Origin of the sequence: Streptomyces inhibens (assembly GCF_003389455.1) — a bacterium.
Taxonomy (GTDB): domain Bacteria; phylum Actinomycetota; class Actinomycetes; order Streptomycetales; family Streptomycetaceae; genus Streptomyces; species Streptomyces inhibens.
Window position 1 is genome coordinate 21,403 of sequence record NZ_QUAC01000128.1, and the last position, 16,692, is coordinate 38,094.

The window sequence follows — 16,692 nt, forward strand, 5'->3', positions numbered from 1 at the left end:
CGCTGCGGGTTCCCCGCGTCCGCGGGTGGGCGGAGGCGGACGCGGGGAGCCCACGGTTCCCCCTTGAGCGGGGGCGGATCGCAGCGCTCAGCTCAGCACTGTGGCCGCTTGCCGTGGTTGGCTCCGCTCTTACGACGGGACTTCTTCTTGCGACGGCGCTTCGAGGACATGGCGTCTCCCTTCTTCGGTTTCGCATCAATGCTTTTCGCCGAATTTCTACCACTTCATCGCGGTGTCCCGCCCGGCGATCACAAGGCCGCGTACCCAGCCTTCCGGGGTGTCACCCCATCCCGACTCGGTGAATCGCCCTACGGACGTGCCGCTCGCCCTGCCCGTAACGGCGTTACAGATCGGCGTCCTCGCCGATATACAGCCCGGCGAACGCCTTCGCCGCGGACTCGGACCCCAGCAGCCGCCGCAGCCGCGCGGAGGCCGTGCCCGCCCGGAACCGGTCGCCGGAGGAGGCGCCGTGCATCACCTCGGACAACCACTGCGAGAACTCCAGGTACTGCCACACACGCCGCAGACATGCCTCCGAATAGCCGGCCAGGCCGCTGTCGTCGCCCTTGTAGTGCGCGATCAGCCCGTCGGCGAGCAGCAGTGCATCGTTGATCGCGAGGTTCATGCCCTTCGCGGCGATCGGCGCGACCAGGTGCGCCGAGTCGCCCGCCAGGTAGAGGCGGCCGTACGCCATCGGCTCCACGACATAGTTGTGCATGCCCAGGACCACCTTCTCGATCAGCGGCCCTTCGGTCAGCGGCGGGGCGCCGGCGGCGGCGAGCCGGGTGCGCAGCTCGTCCCACACCCGGGCATGCGACCAGTTCTCGGCGTCCTCGCCGGGTGCCACCTCAAGGTAGTAACGGGTGACCTGCGGGCTACGGGCCATATGGGCACCGAACCCGCGCTCGTGGATGCCGAAGACCACCCCGTCCGCGGACGGCGGCGCCTCGGCGAGCAGGGCGAGCCAGGCGACGCCGTGGTCATAGCGCGTGAGCACCGCCCGGTCGGCGGGTATCGCCGCCCGGGTCACCCCGCGCGCACCGTCGCAGCCCGCGATGAAGTCGCACTCGATACGGTGCCGGGCGCCGGTCACCGGATCGGTGTACGAAACGGCGGGCCGCTCGCCGTCCAGGTAGTGCAGCCGCACCTCGCGTACGCCGAAGCGCACATCGCCGGCCGACCTGTCCGCGTACGCGGCGACGAGGTCGGTGACCAACAGCGGCTGCGGATAGACGAAGTGCCGGCGCCCCGACAGCTCTGCCGTCCGTACGGTGTGCCGCTCCCCCTCGAACCGGAACTCGAACTCCGCCTGGGCGTCGGCCCGTTCGAGCAGCCGGTCGGCCAGCCCGTGCCGGGCCAGCGCCCGCACCGCCCACTCCTCCATGAACCCTGCGCGCGGCCGCCGCTCGATGAACTCCCGGCTCTCCGCCTCCAGCAGCACACAGTCGACGCCGGCGGCGCGCAGCAGATTCGCCACGGTCAGCCCGGCCGGACCGGCGCCGACGATGGCAACGGAGGTACGCGTGAGGGTGAGAGCGGCAGGAGAGGACACGTCGCGGCGTTCCCTTCGGGGCAGGAGAAAGATCGCACGCAGTATGTCGGTTGGCGCGCACGGCCCGTTCACCGCCCCGAACCATCGCTCGTCCTGGTTGATCCAGGAGGAGCCGGTCGGGGTGTCGACGCTCTTGGAGGGGTCAGCGGAGTGCAGGGGCTCGTTTCAGGAAGGTGTCGAGTACGCCGTCGGCGACTTTGATGGTGCCTTGGGGCCGGGTGGCGCCCGGGATGGTGCGCAGTTCTGACGCCTGGTCCGCCTTGGCTCGGGAGAGGGTCAGCAGCTCGCCGGCCCGCTCTGCGTTCCCGTCGAGGCGTGCCCGGAGTGCGTCGCAGGTGGCGGTGAGGGCTTGACCCCACAAGGTGAGGGCGTCCAGCCAGGGCTTGGCTTCTGCGGCCAGGCCTCGGTCTTTGACATGGGTTCTGATCTGCTCGGGTGCTGCGGCCATCAAGCGGGCGTACGAGCCAAGCTGTTCTGCGGCCTGGCGCTTCTCGCCTCTTGCCCACTGCTTGTCGAAACGTTCCAGCCGGGCGGCCAGGACCGGGGCCTGCGGTTGCCAGGGGCCGCCGCTCCAGCTGGGGGCCATGTGCTGGGTGTCGAAGAAGAGTTGCAGTGCCTGGACGGTCGCGGGGTCTCCGTCGGCGAGGTGGTCGGCGGCTGCGCGGGCGCTGGCCGTCGGATCGTAGGCCCGGGTGTTCCACGCGTAATCGGCGCCGGTGAATTCGGCGACCTTGCTGGCCGAGGCCTGGTTCATCGGGTTGAGCACCACGCCGGAGAGGTGTTCGTCCAGCTTCCTGGCGCGCTTGGCGTAGGGGGCCAAAAGGAGGCGACCGGTGGTCTGGTCGGAGTCGTTGACGGGGTAGTTGTCCCACAGCAGTACGTCGCGGCCCCATACTGCCGCGGCGTCGCGTGCCTGGTCTGCGGTGATACTGGTGGGCAGGACATCGGTGCCGGTCCACATCGTGCCGATGTGCTCGTCCAGCTGGTGGCGCAGAGTTCTCTTGTAGAGGGTGTCGGACAGGTCGCTGTACTGGGTGGGGACCATCCGCAGTGGCCGCATTCCGCGGTGGCGGTCGATGAATTCCTGCTGTACGCGGTTGAGCAGCTCGGCCTGGGCGGCGGCCAGGGACTGTTCGGTGACTGTTCCCCAGCGGGCCAGGTCCGCTGCGCAGCTCCACACCGGCAGGGGGTGGATGTCGTCAAAGGCGATGGCGAAGTCGCGTATGCCCAGGTCGTGGAGGGACCGAAGCTTGTCGGTGACGGCCTGCCGGTCGTCGGGCGAGTTGTAGCAGATGGACTTGCCCGGGGAGAGTACGTAGGTGAAGCGCACATGGTGGGCGCGGGCGGCCTTGGCCAGGTCGGTCAGCCGGCTCGCCTGCCCTGCCGGGTAGCGGTCGCGCCATCGGTCCCGCTCGTACGGGTCGTCCTTGGGCGCGTAAAGGTAGGTGTTGAGCTTCATCTGCCCGTAGAAGGCCAGCTGGTCCAGGCGTGTCCGGTGGGGCCATGGTCTGCCGTAGAAGCCCTCGACCACGCCTCGTTGCGGCATGGACGGATAGTCGACGACCGAGGCTCCGGCGATGGAGGAACGATGGATGAGCTGGGCGAACGTCTGGGCCGCGTAGTAGACGCCGTCGGTGTCCTTGCCGGCCAGCACGACGCCCGCGCGGCCTCGCAGCGAGCCGGTGGTGATCTGGTAGCCCTCTGCGGGGAGGGTGCCCCGGCCGAAGGCGTTGCTGCGCTCCAGCAGGCCGGCCACCGGCTCGCTGTCCATCCGGCCGATGACGATGGTGAGGGGCGGTCGTCCGCCGGTGGTGGTCGCCTTCTTGAGCCTGGGGGCGCGTACGTCAGTGGGGGACGCTTTCTCGGGGGCGGAGACATCTACGTCGGTTGAGGTGATCGCCTCAGAGCCGGACACACGCACCTCTGTGGCGCCTGCCGAGCGGAGTGCCTGGTTGATGCGTTGTACGGCGGAGTCATCGGCGCCCTCGCCGCGCACTACGTCCACGGTGGCGGGGACCGGCAGGTCGGGTCCGGTGCGGCGGATCTGATGGGGCGTCGGCGAGATGTGAGGCAGTGCGGGGCCTGCCTGTTCGGTGGACGTGACGGTCGGCGGCGGAGGGACGGCCGGCCGGGAGCGATCGTGGCGCAGAGGCGATGCGCATCCCGTGAACAGGGTGGCGGTCATGGCCAGGACGGCCGTGACGAGCATGGACCGCGTTCCCGTACGCCGCGCCCACGTCACTGCGGGTCTCCCGCTACGTCGCGCGGTGCGCTCGTAGCACCGAGCAGCATCCAGGCGGCCGTCAACAGCAGCAGGAACCAGCTGCTGGGCACCAGCAGGAAGAGAGACGTGGCGATGGAGGAAACCGGGTCACCCAAGGGCAGGATGAGCCAGTACGTGGCGGCGCTGGTGGCCACCAGGCCCAGCGTGCACAGCGGCCAGACCAGCAGCCCGGCCGTCTTGACGCGGGCGCTCCATCCTGGGGTGACCAGCCAGACGACACCGCCGATCAACCAGCCCGCCACCGGCAGGATGTACCCACCGAAGACCACGAGAAGCACCGCGCAGACCTGACGGCGGCTGCGTCCTCGTATACCGGTCAGGCCGCGCCCTGCGGTGGCGGCGACCGTCCCTGAGGTGGCTGCCCCTCGCCATTCATGGGTTGTCGACGGTTGCGGAGCGATTCGTTCGTTCATGAGGCTCTTGCTCTTTCCTTGGGCTGTTCTCTTCGGTGAACGTGCTGTTCGCACACTGCACATTCAGCGTCATGGCGATCTCGTGCCGACCCGCAAGACGTAATAGGTCCCCACTTCGGTTCCACTGGGTGAGGAGTCAGTAAGGACCGGGAAATCCCTGCAACTTTCGTTTCACCTCATGGCACTCTTTCGATGGATGCGCTCCGGAGATAGCGGTGACCATACTTCTCGCTACCGCGTCTGAATCAGGCGGAAAAGAGCCTCCCGGATGAGGAGAAAGTCATGAGGACACCCATCAAACCCACCACAGGAATTTCTGGCCGTACGGGGACCCGGCGGGCCGCCACGGCCCTCGCGACCGCCGGCCTCACCGTAGCCTCGCTGATCGGCACCCATTCCCCGGCTTTCGCGGCCGACGGCGTGTGGTACGACAACGACGCACAGGTCGACGCCATGCTCGCGCGGACGGCTCCCCTCAATAGCTCAGAAGCCGTCATGGGCTACCCGGTCAGTGGGCTGGACACCAAGTTGACCCAGCTAGCCGAGGTGGAGAGCAAGTATCCGCACCAGAAAGCACTTGAGGATGTGCAGACCAAACTCGGAAGCGCCTTCAATCTTGAGCCTGAGGTCGCCGTCAAGGACAGCCCGGACATCCGTACAAGCAGCCAGGACGACATCGAACCGTGGATCCCGCGCGGTCCGTTCGACAATGGGATGACCGCCAAGGAGGAATGCCGTAGGCAGGGGATATCTCCCGTGCCAGGAGTGGCGGTCAAGCCGGCATGTGGCTTTGTCGGCGTACTGGAAAAGTCCTACCCGAGCAACGGTGCAACGGCGCGCGTCGCGGGAGGTTCGAAGCTCACCTTCAAGCAGCAGGCCACGGTCAGCAAAATGGAGAGCGACACCACGGGGTGGTCCGTGGGCGGGAAGGTCAACGCCAAGATCAGTAAGACGGATACCGGGGAAATCGGCGTCGAGGGCAATTTCGAGTACAGCCAGTCGACGACCACGACGAACGGTTTCACGAGTATGCGCGATGAGACGGTCGAAACCACCGTCCCCGGCGGCCACTTCGGCTGGATCGACGAACGGGTCAACGGAGGCTGGTACATCGGCTACATCGTCTACAAGATCACCCTCATGAACGGGGCGGATGATGCACCGAAACAGAAACTTGTCGCCATCCCTGCGCGGGTCCTGATTCAATCCCCCACCACGCTCAGCCCGGTGACGTGGGCTCAACGGAAAGTCACCGCGTGATGAACACGATGAACACCGTCATGGCACGGTGATCACAGTCACTACGCGATGAACACCGCGGCACCTGGGACCCGTCGGCCGAAAGGATGAGAGGAACCACCGCGAAGTACTACCGGAGCCGACGTCGAATCAGCTTGTGGGTGTATGTGCTTGCCACACGCCTGGTCCTAGGGTCTGCCCGATGCAACGTTTCCGTCATTCCCTACATTCCCTGCGCTCCGACCCCACGCTCCTTCACCGGTTCGGCGCCTTGATACGTCACCAGCACCCCCGTACACACCGTGTGTTGTGGTGGGAGTCCTGGAGGGATCTGCTGCTGGACGCCACGATCACGGTCGCGGTCACGTGGGTGAACGTGCTGTACGTCGCGGATACCTCTTGGGGGAATTCGGGGCTGTCCGTGCGATCCATGGCCATTGTGGTGGGCCTGACCTTGATTGTGCGGCGGCGCTATCCGGTTGCTGTCGCCGTCGCGACGCTGGCGCTCGCGCCGATTCCGTCTTTCACGCCCCGCGCCGCGTTGCCGATCGCTCTGTACTCCGCGGCCAGACATGGGCGCTCGCGCGGAGCCCTGGTGGTGGTCTCCGGTGCCGCTTTCCTGGCCGTTGCTGTCGGCAGGGTCTGGTTCATGCGCTCCGATGGCAGTCTCGTGCTGTGGGAGCCGGAAACCTACGTGGAACTCGGCTTGGTGGTCGTCCCCGTACTGTTCGGCCTGTACATCACGGCCCGCCGTACGGTGATGGAGAACCTCAAGGACCGAGCCGAGCGACTGGAACGGGAGCGGCATCTGCTGGCCGAGCAGGCGCGCAGTGAGGAACGCGCCCGGATCGCCCAGGAAATGCACGACGTCGTCGCCCACCGGGTCAGTCTCATGGTCGTGCACGCGGGCGCCCTGGAGATCGACCCTGACCAGAGTGAGCGGGCGGCCCAAGCGGGCCAGATGATCGGCCAGATCGGGCGGCAGGCTCTTGCGGAGCTACGACAGGTACTGGGCGTGCTTCGGCTCAGCGACAAGGAAGACTGCCCTGTGCCGCTGTCTCCGCAACCCTCCTTGGAGGACCTGACCAAGCTGCTTCAGCAGTCCCGGGACACGGGGATACCGGTCGCGTTGCGGATCTCGGGCGAGCGGCATCCGCTTGGCGGCACTGCGGAGCGCACCGCCTACCGGCTGGTACAGGAGGCACTGACCAACGTGCACAAGCACGCCGGCCACGCCACCACCGTCGTGCACCTGCACTACCTCCCCGGCGGGCTACGCGTCACCGTGGAGAACGACGCCCCATCGACGCGGCCGCTGCTGGACCTGCCCAGCGGCGGCCACGGCCTGACCGGACTTCGTGAGCGCGTCAGCGTGCTCGGGGGAACCTTTCTCGCCGCAGAGGGTCCTGCGGGCGGTTTCCAGGTCTCTGCTTGGATTCCCGCGGTGAAGGGGGCGGCATGACCATCCGCATTCTCGTCGTCGACGATGAAGAACTGTTCCGCTGCGGGCTGGGAAACCTCGTGAGTATGGATCCGGGGATCACCGTGGTCGGAGCGGCTTGCGACGGCGCGGAGGCCGTTCGCCTGGCCGGTACTTGCCGCCCCGATGTCGTACTGATGGACATCCGCATGCCAGGAATGGACGGTCTGACCGCCGCGCGGAAGATCCACGCTCTGCCGAACGCGCCCAAGGTCATCGTGCTCACCACATTCGATCTGGACGAGTACGTCCACGCCGCACTCCAGGCGGGAGCCATGGGGTTCCTGCTCAAGGACACACCACCGCGAGATCTCATCCAGGCGGTCAAGGTCGTCCATAAAGGCGAAGCGATGCTCGCCCCCACTGTTACCCGCCGACTCGTTGCGCACTTCTCCCGACGGAATTCGACCCTCTTCGACGTCGCACGGGGGCGCCTGGCCGACCTCACCGATCGCGAGCGCGATGTTCTGTGCCTCGTTGCGGAGGGCATGCCCAATGCCGATATCGCTATGAAGCTGTCCATGACGGAAGCAACCGTGAAAACGCACGTGAGCCGGTCACTGAACAAACTCGGCTGCACCAACCGCGTCCAGGCCGCGATCCTGGTACATGAGGCGGGGTTCCTCCAGCCCTGACGTGCTCGCCGGCCGGGTCAGCGACTCCAGGAGTTGATGTCGGTGGTGTTCTCCTGGCCGACGGTGATGAGCGGCATGACGGTCTCCTTCGATGGCAGCGGCCGGCAAGTGGCGTGCGCGACGGGATCGTTTTGGGGCCCGGGCGCGGCCTGCCTCGGTCGGCGCTGCCGGTCACCGGCCGAGGAGCTCCCGAAGCGCCCTGGCCACCTCGTCGGGGGCCTCTTCGGCCATGAAGTGTCCGCAGGTGACGGTGTGGTGCTGGAGGTCGGCGGCCCAGGAGGCCCACAGCGCGGCCGCGTCGAAGCCGAGGGCCGCACCCCAGTCCTGCTGGAGTACGGCGACGGGCATCCGCAGCCGGTTGCCGGCCGCGCGATCTGCCTGGTCGTGCACGATGTCGATCCCGGCCGAAGCGCGGTAGTCGGCCACGATCGAGGGCACCGCTCCGCGACAGGCCTCCAGGTAGGCAGCCCGGACACCGGGCGGGATGGCGGCCGGGTCGTCGGTCCAGGAGTCGAGGAAGTGACCGAAGAAGGCGTCGGGACCGGCCGCGATCATCTGCTCCGGCAGGCCCGGAGGCTGGGCCATCAGGTACAGGTGGAAGCCGACGGCCGCGGTCACACCGTGCAGCACCTCCCACATGTCAAGGGTGGGCAGTACATCGAGACCGGCGAGGTGAGTGATCTTGTCGGGGTGGTCGAGTCCGGCGCGGAAGGCCACCAGGGCGCCGCGGTCGTGCCCGGCCAGGGCGAAGCGGTCGTGCCCCAGAGCGCCGGCCAGGGCGAGGATGTCGGCGGCCATGGTGCGCTTGGCGTAGACCGAGCCGTCCGTTTCGGCAGGCTTGTCGCTGTCTCCGTACCCGCGCAGATCCGGGCAGATCACGGTGTGGTCGGTCGCGAGGTCGGCGGCCACATGCCGCCACATCAGATGGGTCTGCGGGAAACCGTGCAGCAGCACGATCGGAGTGCCCGAGCCGGCGGTGGCCACATTCAGGGACACGTCATCGGCGACGTGGATCCGCTGGTAGTCGAAGTTGGCGAGGGTATGTGCCATGGTTCCGGCCCATTTCCGTGGATGAGAAGGTGTTTCCATCGTGGCCGCCGCGAATGAGCATCTGATGAGCAAGCGAGGGCTTGACCACCGGACATGAGCGAAAGGCGGGCCGACGGGTGAGCGTCACGTTCGGGATCCTTGGCCCGGTGGCGGCGTGGGACGGCGAAGGGCACCCGATCGCCTTGCGAGGCCCGCGGCACCGGGCGGTACTTGCCCGGCTCGTCGTCGCCCGAGGCCGGGTCGTTCCGGTCGGTCGGCTGGTCGAGGATCTGTGGGCCGATCCGCCCTCGAACGCGGTCGGTGCGATCCGCACCTTCGTGGCGGCGCTGCGACGAGCCCTGGAACCCGAGCGCCGGCCTCGTACGCCGGCCCGCCTGCTGGTCACGGTCGGCCCGGGGTACGCACTGCACACCGAGGACGACCGCGTCGACGGCCGGCTGTTCGAGCAGCTGCTCTCCGGCGCGGCTGCTCTGCCGCCCGAGCAGGCTCTCCCCCGCCTGGAACAAGCGATGGGGTGCTGGCGCGGCCCCGCCCTGGCCGACTTCCCTGAGGAGATCTGGGCCCGTACGGAGCGCTCACGGCTCAGCGAGCTACGGCTCTCCGCCTTGGAACGCCAGGCCGAAGCCCGACTGGCCCTCGGCCGGGCTTCGGACGCAGTACCCGATCTGGACGCGCATGTCTCCGAACACCCCTGGCGCGAGGACGCGTGGCGGCTGCTGGCCCTCGCGCTCTACCGCAGCGGCCGCCAGGGCGAGGCACTGGCAGTACTGACCCGGGCCCGTACCCTTCTCGTCGAACAACTCGGGATCGATCCGGGGCCGGCGTTGCGCCGCCTGGAGACGGACATCCTCGCGCAGGACCACCGCCTCGACCCTGCCGAGCCGAGCGGGTCGCCGGGGAGGGTGTGGGCGGAGGCCGCAGCCGCCTACGACCGCACCCTGACAGCAGGCCCACGGGCACGGCTGGAGTCGACCGTCGACCTGCTCCGCAACCTCGCCGTGACGGGAGGCGGCGGTCTTGAGGCCGCCCGCAAGCACCGTCTGGCGACCATCTCCGCCGCCGAGGAGTTCGGCGACTGCGAGCTGACCGCCCGGGTGATCGGCAGCTACGACGTTCCCGCGATCTGGACCCGGGCCGACGACCCGCAACACTCGGCCGACGTCATCGCCTCGGCCGAGCGCACCCTGATGGGCCTTCAGCCAGGAGAGCACGAGTCCGCGCGAGCGCGTCTGCTGACCACCATCGCGCTGGAATCCCGCGGAACACCCTCGGCGCGCGCACTCCAGGCCGCCCGGCAGGCGGAGCAGATCGCCCGTCGGCTCCAGGATCCCGCGCTGCTGGCCTTCGCCCTCAACGGTGTGTTCATGCAGACCTTCTACCGGGCCGGCCTGTCGGCCCGCCGCGACAGCACAGGCGCCGAGGTCATCGCCCTGGCCGCCAGGCACGGACTGGTCACCTACGAGGTGCTCGGACACCTCATCCGCGTCCAGGCCCGGAGCGCCGTCGCGGACTTTGCCGGAGCCGAACGGCACGCGGCCGCCGCAGACCGCCTCGCCGAGCGCAACGAGCTGCCGCTGGTAGGTGTGTTCACCCAGTGGTACCGGGCCCTGCGCCTTGCCGCGACCGGCCCGCCACCGGAGGCGGAAGCGGCCTGTCGGGCTGCCGCCGGCCGGCTGGAAGGCGTCGGCATGCCCGGTGTGGAACGCGGCCTGCTGCCGCTCGCACTGCTCTGCTTGCGCGTACAGCATCGACAGCCCGCCCAAGCCGACGAGCGGGCCGACTGGGGACCCCACAGGCAGTGGGCCGCTCCGCTGGTCCTCCTGGCCGAGGACCGCCGCACCGAGGCCGAGGAACTGCTGGACCGCCTCCCGGACCCGCCGCCCGGCCTCCTGTACGAGGCGCTGTGGTGCCTGGTGGCTCAGGCGGCCGTCACGGTGTCCCACCGCGCCGCGATGGAACGGGCCCATGCTGCGCTCCTGCCCGCAGAGGCGGAGCTGGCCGGCGCGGGCAGCGGTGTCCTCACCTGCGGCTCGGTACGCCGGCATCTCCATGACCTCGCCACCGCCCTGAAGCAGGCGCGATGACTCCCCGCCGTGCCGCTCCTACTTCAGGCAGCCGTCGACCAAGCGACGTGCGTACGCAGCGTCCAGGGGGCTCGGCCGGAAGAGGATGCGGTACATGATCGGTGCCACGACGGCATCGAGGACCGTTTCGACGTCGGGGGCGGTTTCACCGCGGGCGCCCGCCCGCCCCAGGATGACGTCGATCGCGTCGGCGGCGTACGCCGAGCACTGGCTCGCGTTGTTGCTCTCGGGGTCGCCCAGGAGGGCGTCGCGGATGTAGGCACGGCCGACCTCCGACGCCATCTCCTCGACGAACTGCTCGGCCCAGGCCCGCATGTCGGACGTCAGGTCTCCGAGGTCTTCCGGACCGGTGTCGGGCCGGAGGTGTTCAACGGCGACGTCCGAGAGGAGCTCCTGGATGTCGCCCCAGCGACGGTAGATCGTCGACGGGGTGACACCGGCCCGAGCCGCGATCAGCGGAATGGTCAGCGCACTCCGGCCCACCTCGGTATCGAGTTCGCGTACGGCGGCGTGCACGGCCTGTTGGACACGGGCACTGCGCCCGCCGGGGCGCGCCATGGGTCTGGGCATGGATACCACCTTAATGAAGTTGATACGTCAGTTCGGCCGTTGTTCCCCTGCCCGTCGGGGCGCCTGGCGCTCACTTGCCGCGGGCGCGAGCCCCCGGGCGGGCTCGGTGAGTTCGTAGGCGTGCCCCGTCCGCAGCAGAACCGCCTCACCCAGCGGCCGCCCCATGAGCTGCATGCCGATCGGCAACCCCGCCGAGTCGTGGCCGACCGGCACGGTCAGCGACGGTATCCCGGTGATGTTGGCGGGAGCCGACAGGCGGACGTAGCTGTCGGAGACGCTCTCGACCGTTCCGTCGGGCCAGGTAATGGTGGACTGGCCTGCCCGCGCGGCGGTCGCCGGGACCGTGGGGGCGGCGATCACGTCGACCGTGTCCAGTACGCCGAGCCATGCCTGCCGCATGAGCGTGCGGGCCCGCTGGGCTCGCAGATAGTCGCCTGCGGGCATGAGTTCGCCGGCCTCCAGAAGAATGCGCACGTCCGGCGCGTACAGCTCCGGCACCGACCGCAGCGTCTGCTGGTGGTACGCGGTTGCCTCGGGCACCATCAGACCCCACTGGGTCGCCTGGATGTAGCGCGTCATCGGGATCTCGACGTCGACGAGCTCCGCACCGAGGGATGCGAGGCGCTCGACGGCCAGCCGGACGGCGGACTCGACCTCGGCATCGACGTGGTCGAAGTAGTAGTTGCCCGGCACGCCGACGCGCAGTCCGCCGAGGTCCTCGGCAGAGGTCGGCCGGTGGTCGGCGGCGGGGACGGACAGGGATGCGGGGTCGCGGTGGTCGTACCCGGCGAGGGCGGCGAGGACCAGCGCCGCGTCCTCGACCGTCCGTGTGAGGGGGCCGACATGGTCGAGTGACCACGACAGGGACGTCACGCCGTGGCGGGGGACAAGGCCGTAGGTCGGCTTGAGGCCGACGACTCCGTTCAGCGCGGCGGGCACGCGGATCGATCCGCCGGTGTCCGTGCCCAGCGCGAAGGTCGCCGCCCCGGCCGCGACGGCCACGGCCGACCCCCCACTGGATCCGCCCGCGACCCGCTCCACGTCCCAGGCGTTCTTGGTCTGCGGCGTCGTCAGGCCGTAGGCGAACTCGTGGGTGTGCACCTTGCCCACCAGCACCGCACCCGCCGCGCCCAGGCGCGAGGCGACCGTGCTGTCGGTCCCCGCCTGGTGGCCGGCGCGCACCCGGGAACTGGCGGTGGTAGCCACACCGGCCGCGTCGATCAGGTCCTTCAGACCCATGGGAATCCCCTGCAGAGGGCCCGTGTGGCGGCCTGCCGCGATGTCGCGCTCGGCTTTGCGAGCGGACTGGCGCGCACGCCCGGCCGTCACCGTCACGTACNGGCTTTGCGAGCGGACTGGCGCGCACGCCCGGCCGTCACCGTCACGTACGCCCCCAGCTGCGGTTCCGTCCGGTCGATCCGGTCCAGCACGGAGTCCACCAGTTCGACGGGCGACAGGCGGCGGGCCCGGATCTCCCGCCCGGCGGCTGCCACCGAGAGCTCATATGGCCGCATCGTTCTTCTCCTCCCCGGCGCGGTAGGCGGCAGCCGGAGGCGTGTCGCCGAAGTCGAGCTCCCGCAGGACCGAGACGACGGAATGGATGTGGTTGGCGGTGGCCGCCACGACCGAGTGGCGGTCTTCCGGCAGAGGGAGCCCGGTACGAGCGGCCCACCGGGCCGCCTCCAGGGGCGTGAGTTCAGCAGCGGACATGAGCGCTCTTTCCTGGCCGGGCCGATGCGGTGACGGGCTCTGCCCTACCGCGGCAACCAAAAGCTAACCGTTTGCTTTAGCCGACGATAGGACTTACGTTGACTTAACGCAAACAAATTGCCTTAACCGTGGGGAGCGATCCCCTGCACAGCCGGCCCCCGACACACACGTCCACGCCCACCGGCAAAGGAAGCAACAACATGAAGACCCGGTCAGCCGACTCGATCAGCGGCGTCACGATCCCCTACTGGTCAGTGGGGGACGTCACCGTCCACCGGGTGGACGAGGTGCCTCTCCCGCCCCCGACCGGAAGCTGGCTGCTGCCCGACGCAACCCCGGAGGTCGTCGGCCAACAGGACTGGCTCCGGCCGGACTTCGCCGACGCCGACGGCATCCTGAACCTCTCCAGCCACAGTTTCGCGTTCACGATCGGCGGACTGCGCGTTCTGGTCGACACCGGGATCGGCAACGGCAAGACACGTGCGAACCCGGCCTGGCACGGCCTCCGCACCGACTACCTCCAGCGCCTGACGGCCGCCGGCTACCCCCCGGAGTCGATCGACCTGGTGATCCTGACCCACCTCCACACCGACCACGTCGGCTGGAACACCCGTGAGGTGAACGGCGAATGGGTGCCGACCTTCACCCGTGCCCGATACCTCACCTCACGTGCAGAGCGGGACTTCTGGGCCGCCTACGACATGGACGAACCGCGTCGGCAGATGTTCCGCGACTCCATTGACCCGATCGAGGACGCAGGACTGCTCGACCTCCTCGACATCCCCGCCGATGGCCTCGACATCGCCCCCGGACTGCGCCTGATCCCCACCCCGGGCCACACGCCCGGCCACCTCGCGGTCCAGGTCAGCAGCGGCGGCACCACAGCGCTGATCACCGGTGACTGCATCCACCACCCCGTCCAGCTCCCGCACCCGGAGATCAGCAGCTGTGTCGACATCGACCCCGCACAGTCCGAGGCGACACGCCGGGCCGTGCTCGCCTCCCTCTCCGGCACCGAAGTCCTGGTCCTCGGCTCCCACTTCCCGCCGCCCACGGCCGGCCGTGTCACCGGCCGAGCGGATCTCTACGAGCTGACCCCCGTCCCCGCCCACCACCAGGTCTCAGCCTGACCACCTCAGCGATCCGGGGAGCTCACGCCCGCCGTCGGCCTGGCGTACCGACGCGAGCAGCACGAACGGGACCGGCGGGGGTCTGACGCCTCCTTCGCCCCGACTCCACCCCCTGCACCGCGTCATGGTGGCTGCCCGCATGGCCGGGCCCCGAAGTGTGGTGTCCCGCCACATGTCCCCGTGACCTGGGCGTTCCTACGGTGTGGCGACACGAAACCTCCCCGCCCCCGCCCCGGAAGTGGTGACCATGGCCGCCTCGGCACCCGCTCCGCCCTCCCCCGCCTCCCCCGCCTCGCTCAAGCGCATCGTCACCGCGAGCCTCATCGGCACGACCATCGAGTGGTACGACTTCTTTCTCTACGGATCCGCCGCCGCGCTGGTGTTCAACAAGCTGTTCTTCCCTGGTTCCGACCCCCTCGTCGGCACTCTGCTGTCGTTCTTGACGTATGCGGTCGGCTTTGCGGCGCGGCCCCTGGGGGCGCTGGTCTTCGGGCATTACGGGGACCGGCTGGGACGTAAGAGGCTGCTGGTGCTGAGCCTGTTGATGATGGGTGGTGCGACGTTCGCGATCGGCCTGCTGCCGACGCACGCCACGGTGGGTTCGGCGGCGCCGGTGCTGCTGACCGTGCTGCGGCTGGTCCAGGGGTTCGCGCTGGGCGGTGAATGGGGCGGCGCGGTGCTGCTGGTGTCGGAGCACGGTGACGCGCGGCGGCGCGGGTTCTGGGCTTCCTGGCCGCAGACCGGCGCGCCGGCGGGGCAGTTGCTGGCCACCGGTGTGCTGTCGGCGATGACGGCGCTGCTGCCGGATTCGGCGTTCGTGGCCTGGGGGTGGCGGGTGCCGTTCCTGCTCTCGGGGGTGCTGGTGGTCGTCGGCCTGTGGGTGCGGCTGTCCGTGGACGAATCACCGGTGTTCAAGGCCGCGTTGGCCGGCGCCGAGGCCCGGCGGGCGCAGGAGGGCGCGGTGGCGGAGAAGATGCCGCTGGTCGCCGTCCTGAAGTACCACTGGCGCGATGTGCTGATCGCGATGGGCGCCCGGATGGCCGAGAACATCTCGTACTACGTCATCACGGCCTTTGTGCTCGTCTACGCGACCACGCACACCGGGCTGTCGCAACAGACCGCCCTGAACGCGGTGCTGATCGCCTCGGCGCTGCACTTCGCGGTCATCCCCGCCTGGGGCGCGCTCTCGGACCGGATCGGGCGCCGGCCGGTCTATCTGCTGGGCGCGGTCGGCGTCGCCGTCTGGGCGTTCCCGTTCTTCGCGCTGGTGGATTCCAGCCACTTCGGGCTGCTGCTGCTCGCGGTGAGCGTCGGACTGGTCTTCCACGGGGCGATGTACGCGCCGCAGGCGGCCTTCTTCGCGGAGATGTTCGCGACCCGGATGCGGTACTCGGGCGCCTCGATCGGCGCCCAGTTCTCCTCGGTGGCGGCCGGCGCGCCCGCCCCGCTGATCGCGACCGCGCTGCTCGCCGACTTCGACAGCCCGACGCCGATCGCGCTCTACGTCATCGGCGCGGCGCTGCTCACGCTGATCGCGGTGGGGGTGGCGAGGGAGACCCGTAGCCGGGATCTCACGGCGGTGGAGGCCGGCGGGCACGAGGCCGCGACGGGCCGGGGAACGGCGGAGGGCGGGGCGTCGTCGCCCGTGCCTTCCTCGGGGCTCTGATGGACGACAACTGATGGACGACAGCTGATGTACGACAGGGGCGCGGCGGGCCCGGGGACGCTCCGGGAGACGGGGCAGCGGGCCCGCCACGCCCCCGCCGGGCGTCAGGAGGCGTCCTTGCCCTTCAGGGAGTCCTTGATCCCCCGGATGTTCTCCTTGGCGTCGCCCATGGCGTTCTTGGCCTTGCCCTTGGCCTGGTCCGTACGGCCCTCGCGCTTGATGCGCGCGTCGCCGGTGACCTTGCCGGTCATCTCCTTGGCCTTGCCCTTCATCTTGTCCCTGGATCCGTTGCCGGCCATCTCGAACTCCTTTGTCCGGTGGAAGGGGTGAAAGCTTCGCCACCACGCTGCCGCAGGTCGGCATGGTGCGCACCCGGAGGCGGCTATCGGTACGCGGCCCGCCGACGGGTGCGGCACGGATCAAGGACTCCTGTTACTCCCCCGTATCGCGCGTCACGGCCGAGGAGAGCTGGTGCAGCCGCAGCGCGAGTTGGATCTCCAGGGCGCGTGCCGGGGACTGCCAGTCGGGTCCCAGCAGCCGGCTCACCCGGTCCAGGCGCTGCGCGACGGTGTTCACATGGACATGCAGCGCGTCCTTGGTACGCACCGGGCTCATCCCGCAGGCGAAGTAGGCGCCGAGGGTGTGCAGCAGATCCGTACCGCGGCGGGCGTCGTAGTCGGCGACCGCACCGAGTGTCCGCCGTACGAAACCGTCCACATCGCGGGTGTCGGCGAGCAGCAGCCCGAGGAAGCCGAAGTCGGCGGCGGCCGCGCCCTGGCCGGCCCGTCCCAGCACCCGCAGCGCCTCCCGGCAGCGCCCGGCCTCCGCGTAGGCGTCCGCGACCGCGGCGGGACGGGCATCGGAAGAAGACGCAGCACG

At 69.3% G+C, this 16,692-nt stretch carries 16 protein-coding genes; 6 read left to right on the plus strand and 10 right to left on the minus strand.

Going from position 1 to position 16,692, the window contains the following annotated elements; genetic code table 11:
• Nucleotides 1–92: 92 nt before the first annotated feature.
• The 4 genes from DY245_RS48270 to DY245_RS16725 form a co-directional block, all read right to left on the minus strand.
• Nucleotides 93–170: a 50S ribosomal protein bL37 gene (locus tag DY245_RS48270; RefSeq protein WP_381394572.1), complete on the minus strand. Its 78-nt coding sequence runs from the start codon at nucleotides 168–170 to the stop codon at nucleotides 93–95.
• Between the two features lie 173 nt (nucleotides 171–343).
• Nucleotides 344–1,552: a 4-hydroxybenzoate 3-monooxygenase gene (locus DY245_RS16715; RefSeq protein WP_128508051.1), complete on the minus strand. Its 1,209-nt coding sequence runs from the start codon at nucleotides 1,550–1,552 to the stop codon at nucleotides 344–346.
• A gap of 142 nt (nucleotides 1,553–1,694) precedes the next feature.
• On the minus strand, nucleotides 1,695–3,761 hold the full coding sequence (locus tag DY245_RS16720; RefSeq protein WP_244943083.1) for a glycoside hydrolase family 84 protein: 2,067 nt from the start codon (nucleotides 3,759–3,761) through the stop codon (nucleotides 1,695–1,697).
• A 29-nt stretch (nucleotides 3,762–3,790) separates the two neighbouring features.
• A complete protein-coding gene (locus DY245_RS16725) occupies nucleotides 3,791–4,249 on the minus strand; it encodes a hypothetical protein (RefSeq protein WP_244943084.1) in 459 nt (152 codons plus the stop codon).
• A 282-nt stretch (nucleotides 4,250–4,531) separates the two neighbouring features.
• On the opposite strand from DY245_RS16725, the gene DY245_RS16730 reads away from it, so the two are divergent.
• The 3 genes from DY245_RS16730 (at nucleotide 4,532) to DY245_RS16740 (ending at nucleotide 7,603) form a co-directional block, all read left to right on the plus strand.
• On the plus strand, nucleotides 4,532–5,509 hold the full coding sequence (locus tag DY245_RS16730; protein ID WP_128508052.1) for a hypothetical protein: 978 nt from the start codon (nucleotides 4,532–4,534) through the stop codon (nucleotides 5,507–5,509).
• Nucleotides 5,510–5,792: 283 nt separating this feature from the next.
• On the plus strand, nucleotides 5,793–6,950 hold the full coding sequence (locus tag DY245_RS16735; protein WP_181923717.1) for a sensor histidine kinase: 1,158 nt from the start codon (nucleotides 5,793–5,795) through the stop codon (nucleotides 6,948–6,950).
• Nucleotides 6,947–7,603, plus strand: coding sequence for a response regulator (locus tag DY245_RS16740; RefSeq protein WP_128508054.1), 657 nt, complete (start codon nucleotides 6,947–6,949; stop codon nucleotides 7,601–7,603). Before DY245_RS16735 ends, DY245_RS16740 begins: the two co-directional genes overlap by 4 nt.
• Nucleotides 7,604–7,774: 171 nt before the next feature.
• On the opposite strand, the gene DY245_RS16745 is transcribed toward DY245_RS16740, so the two are convergent.
• On the minus strand, nucleotides 7,775–8,653 hold the full coding sequence (locus tag DY245_RS16745; protein WP_128508055.1) for an alpha/beta fold hydrolase: 879 nt from the start codon (nucleotides 8,651–8,653) through the stop codon (nucleotides 7,775–7,777).
• Nucleotides 8,654–8,769: 116 nt separating this feature from the next.
• On the opposite strand from DY245_RS16745, the gene DY245_RS16750 reads away from it, so the two are divergent.
• Nucleotides 8,770–10,737 (plus strand): AfsR/SARP family transcriptional regulator, encoded by a 1,968-nt coding sequence (locus DY245_RS16750; protein ID WP_128508056.1) that lies wholly within the window; start codon nucleotides 8,770–8,772, stop codon nucleotides 10,735–10,737.
• Nucleotides 10,738–10,755: 18 nt separating this feature from the next.
• Here DY245_RS16750 and DY245_RS16755 read toward each other — a convergent pair whose 3' ends face one another.
• From DY245_RS16755 to DY245_RS16765, 3 genes are all read right to left on the minus strand, one after another.
• On the minus strand, nucleotides 10,756–11,307 hold the full coding sequence (locus DY245_RS16755) for a TetR/AcrR family transcriptional regulator (protein WP_244943085.1): 552 nt from the start codon (nucleotides 11,305–11,307) through the stop codon (nucleotides 10,756–10,758).
• Between the two features lie 27 nt (nucleotides 11,308–11,334).
• Nucleotides 11,335–12,646, minus strand: a 1,312-nt coding sequence (locus DY245_RS16760; RefSeq protein WP_244943086.1) for an amidase, incomplete at its 5' end; no start/stop codon positions are given.
• 161 nt (nucleotides 12,647–12,807) lie between these two features.
• Complete coding sequence (locus DY245_RS16765) at nucleotides 12,808–13,017, minus strand: hypothetical protein (RefSeq protein ID WP_128508057.1); 210 nt, start codon at nucleotides 13,015–13,017, stop codon at nucleotides 12,808–12,810.
• 200 nt (nucleotides 13,018–13,217) lie between these two features.
• Between DY245_RS16765 and DY245_RS16770 the strand changes: the two genes are divergently transcribed.
• Together DY245_RS16770 and DY245_RS16775 are read left to right on the plus strand one after the other, a co-directional pair.
• Nucleotides 13,218–14,147 carry an MBL fold metallo-hydrolase gene (locus tag DY245_RS16770; RefSeq protein ID WP_128508058.1) on the plus strand — a complete coding sequence of 310 codons (930 nt, stop codon included), beginning with the start codon at nucleotides 13,218–13,220 and terminating at the stop codon, nucleotides 14,145–14,147.
• A 247-nt stretch (nucleotides 14,148–14,394) separates the two neighbouring features.
• On the plus strand, nucleotides 14,395–15,813 hold the full coding sequence (locus DY245_RS16775) for an MFS transporter (RefSeq protein WP_128508066.1): 1,419 nt from the start codon (nucleotides 14,395–14,397) through the stop codon (nucleotides 15,811–15,813).
• A gap of 104 nt (nucleotides 15,814–15,917) precedes the next feature.
• Here the strand turns inward: DY245_RS16775 and DY245_RS16780 are convergent, their stop codons facing one another.
• Both DY245_RS16780 and DY245_RS16785 read right to left on the minus strand, forming a co-directional pair.
• Nucleotides 15,918–16,112, minus strand: a complete 195-nt coding sequence (locus DY245_RS16780; protein WP_128508059.1) for a CsbD family protein — start codon at nucleotides 16,110–16,112, stop codon at nucleotides 15,918–15,920.
• 133 nt (nucleotides 16,113–16,245) lie between these two features.
• On the minus strand, nucleotides 16,246–16,692 hold a 447-nt coding region (locus DY245_RS16785), incomplete at its 5' end, for a PucR family transcriptional regulator (protein WP_181923718.1).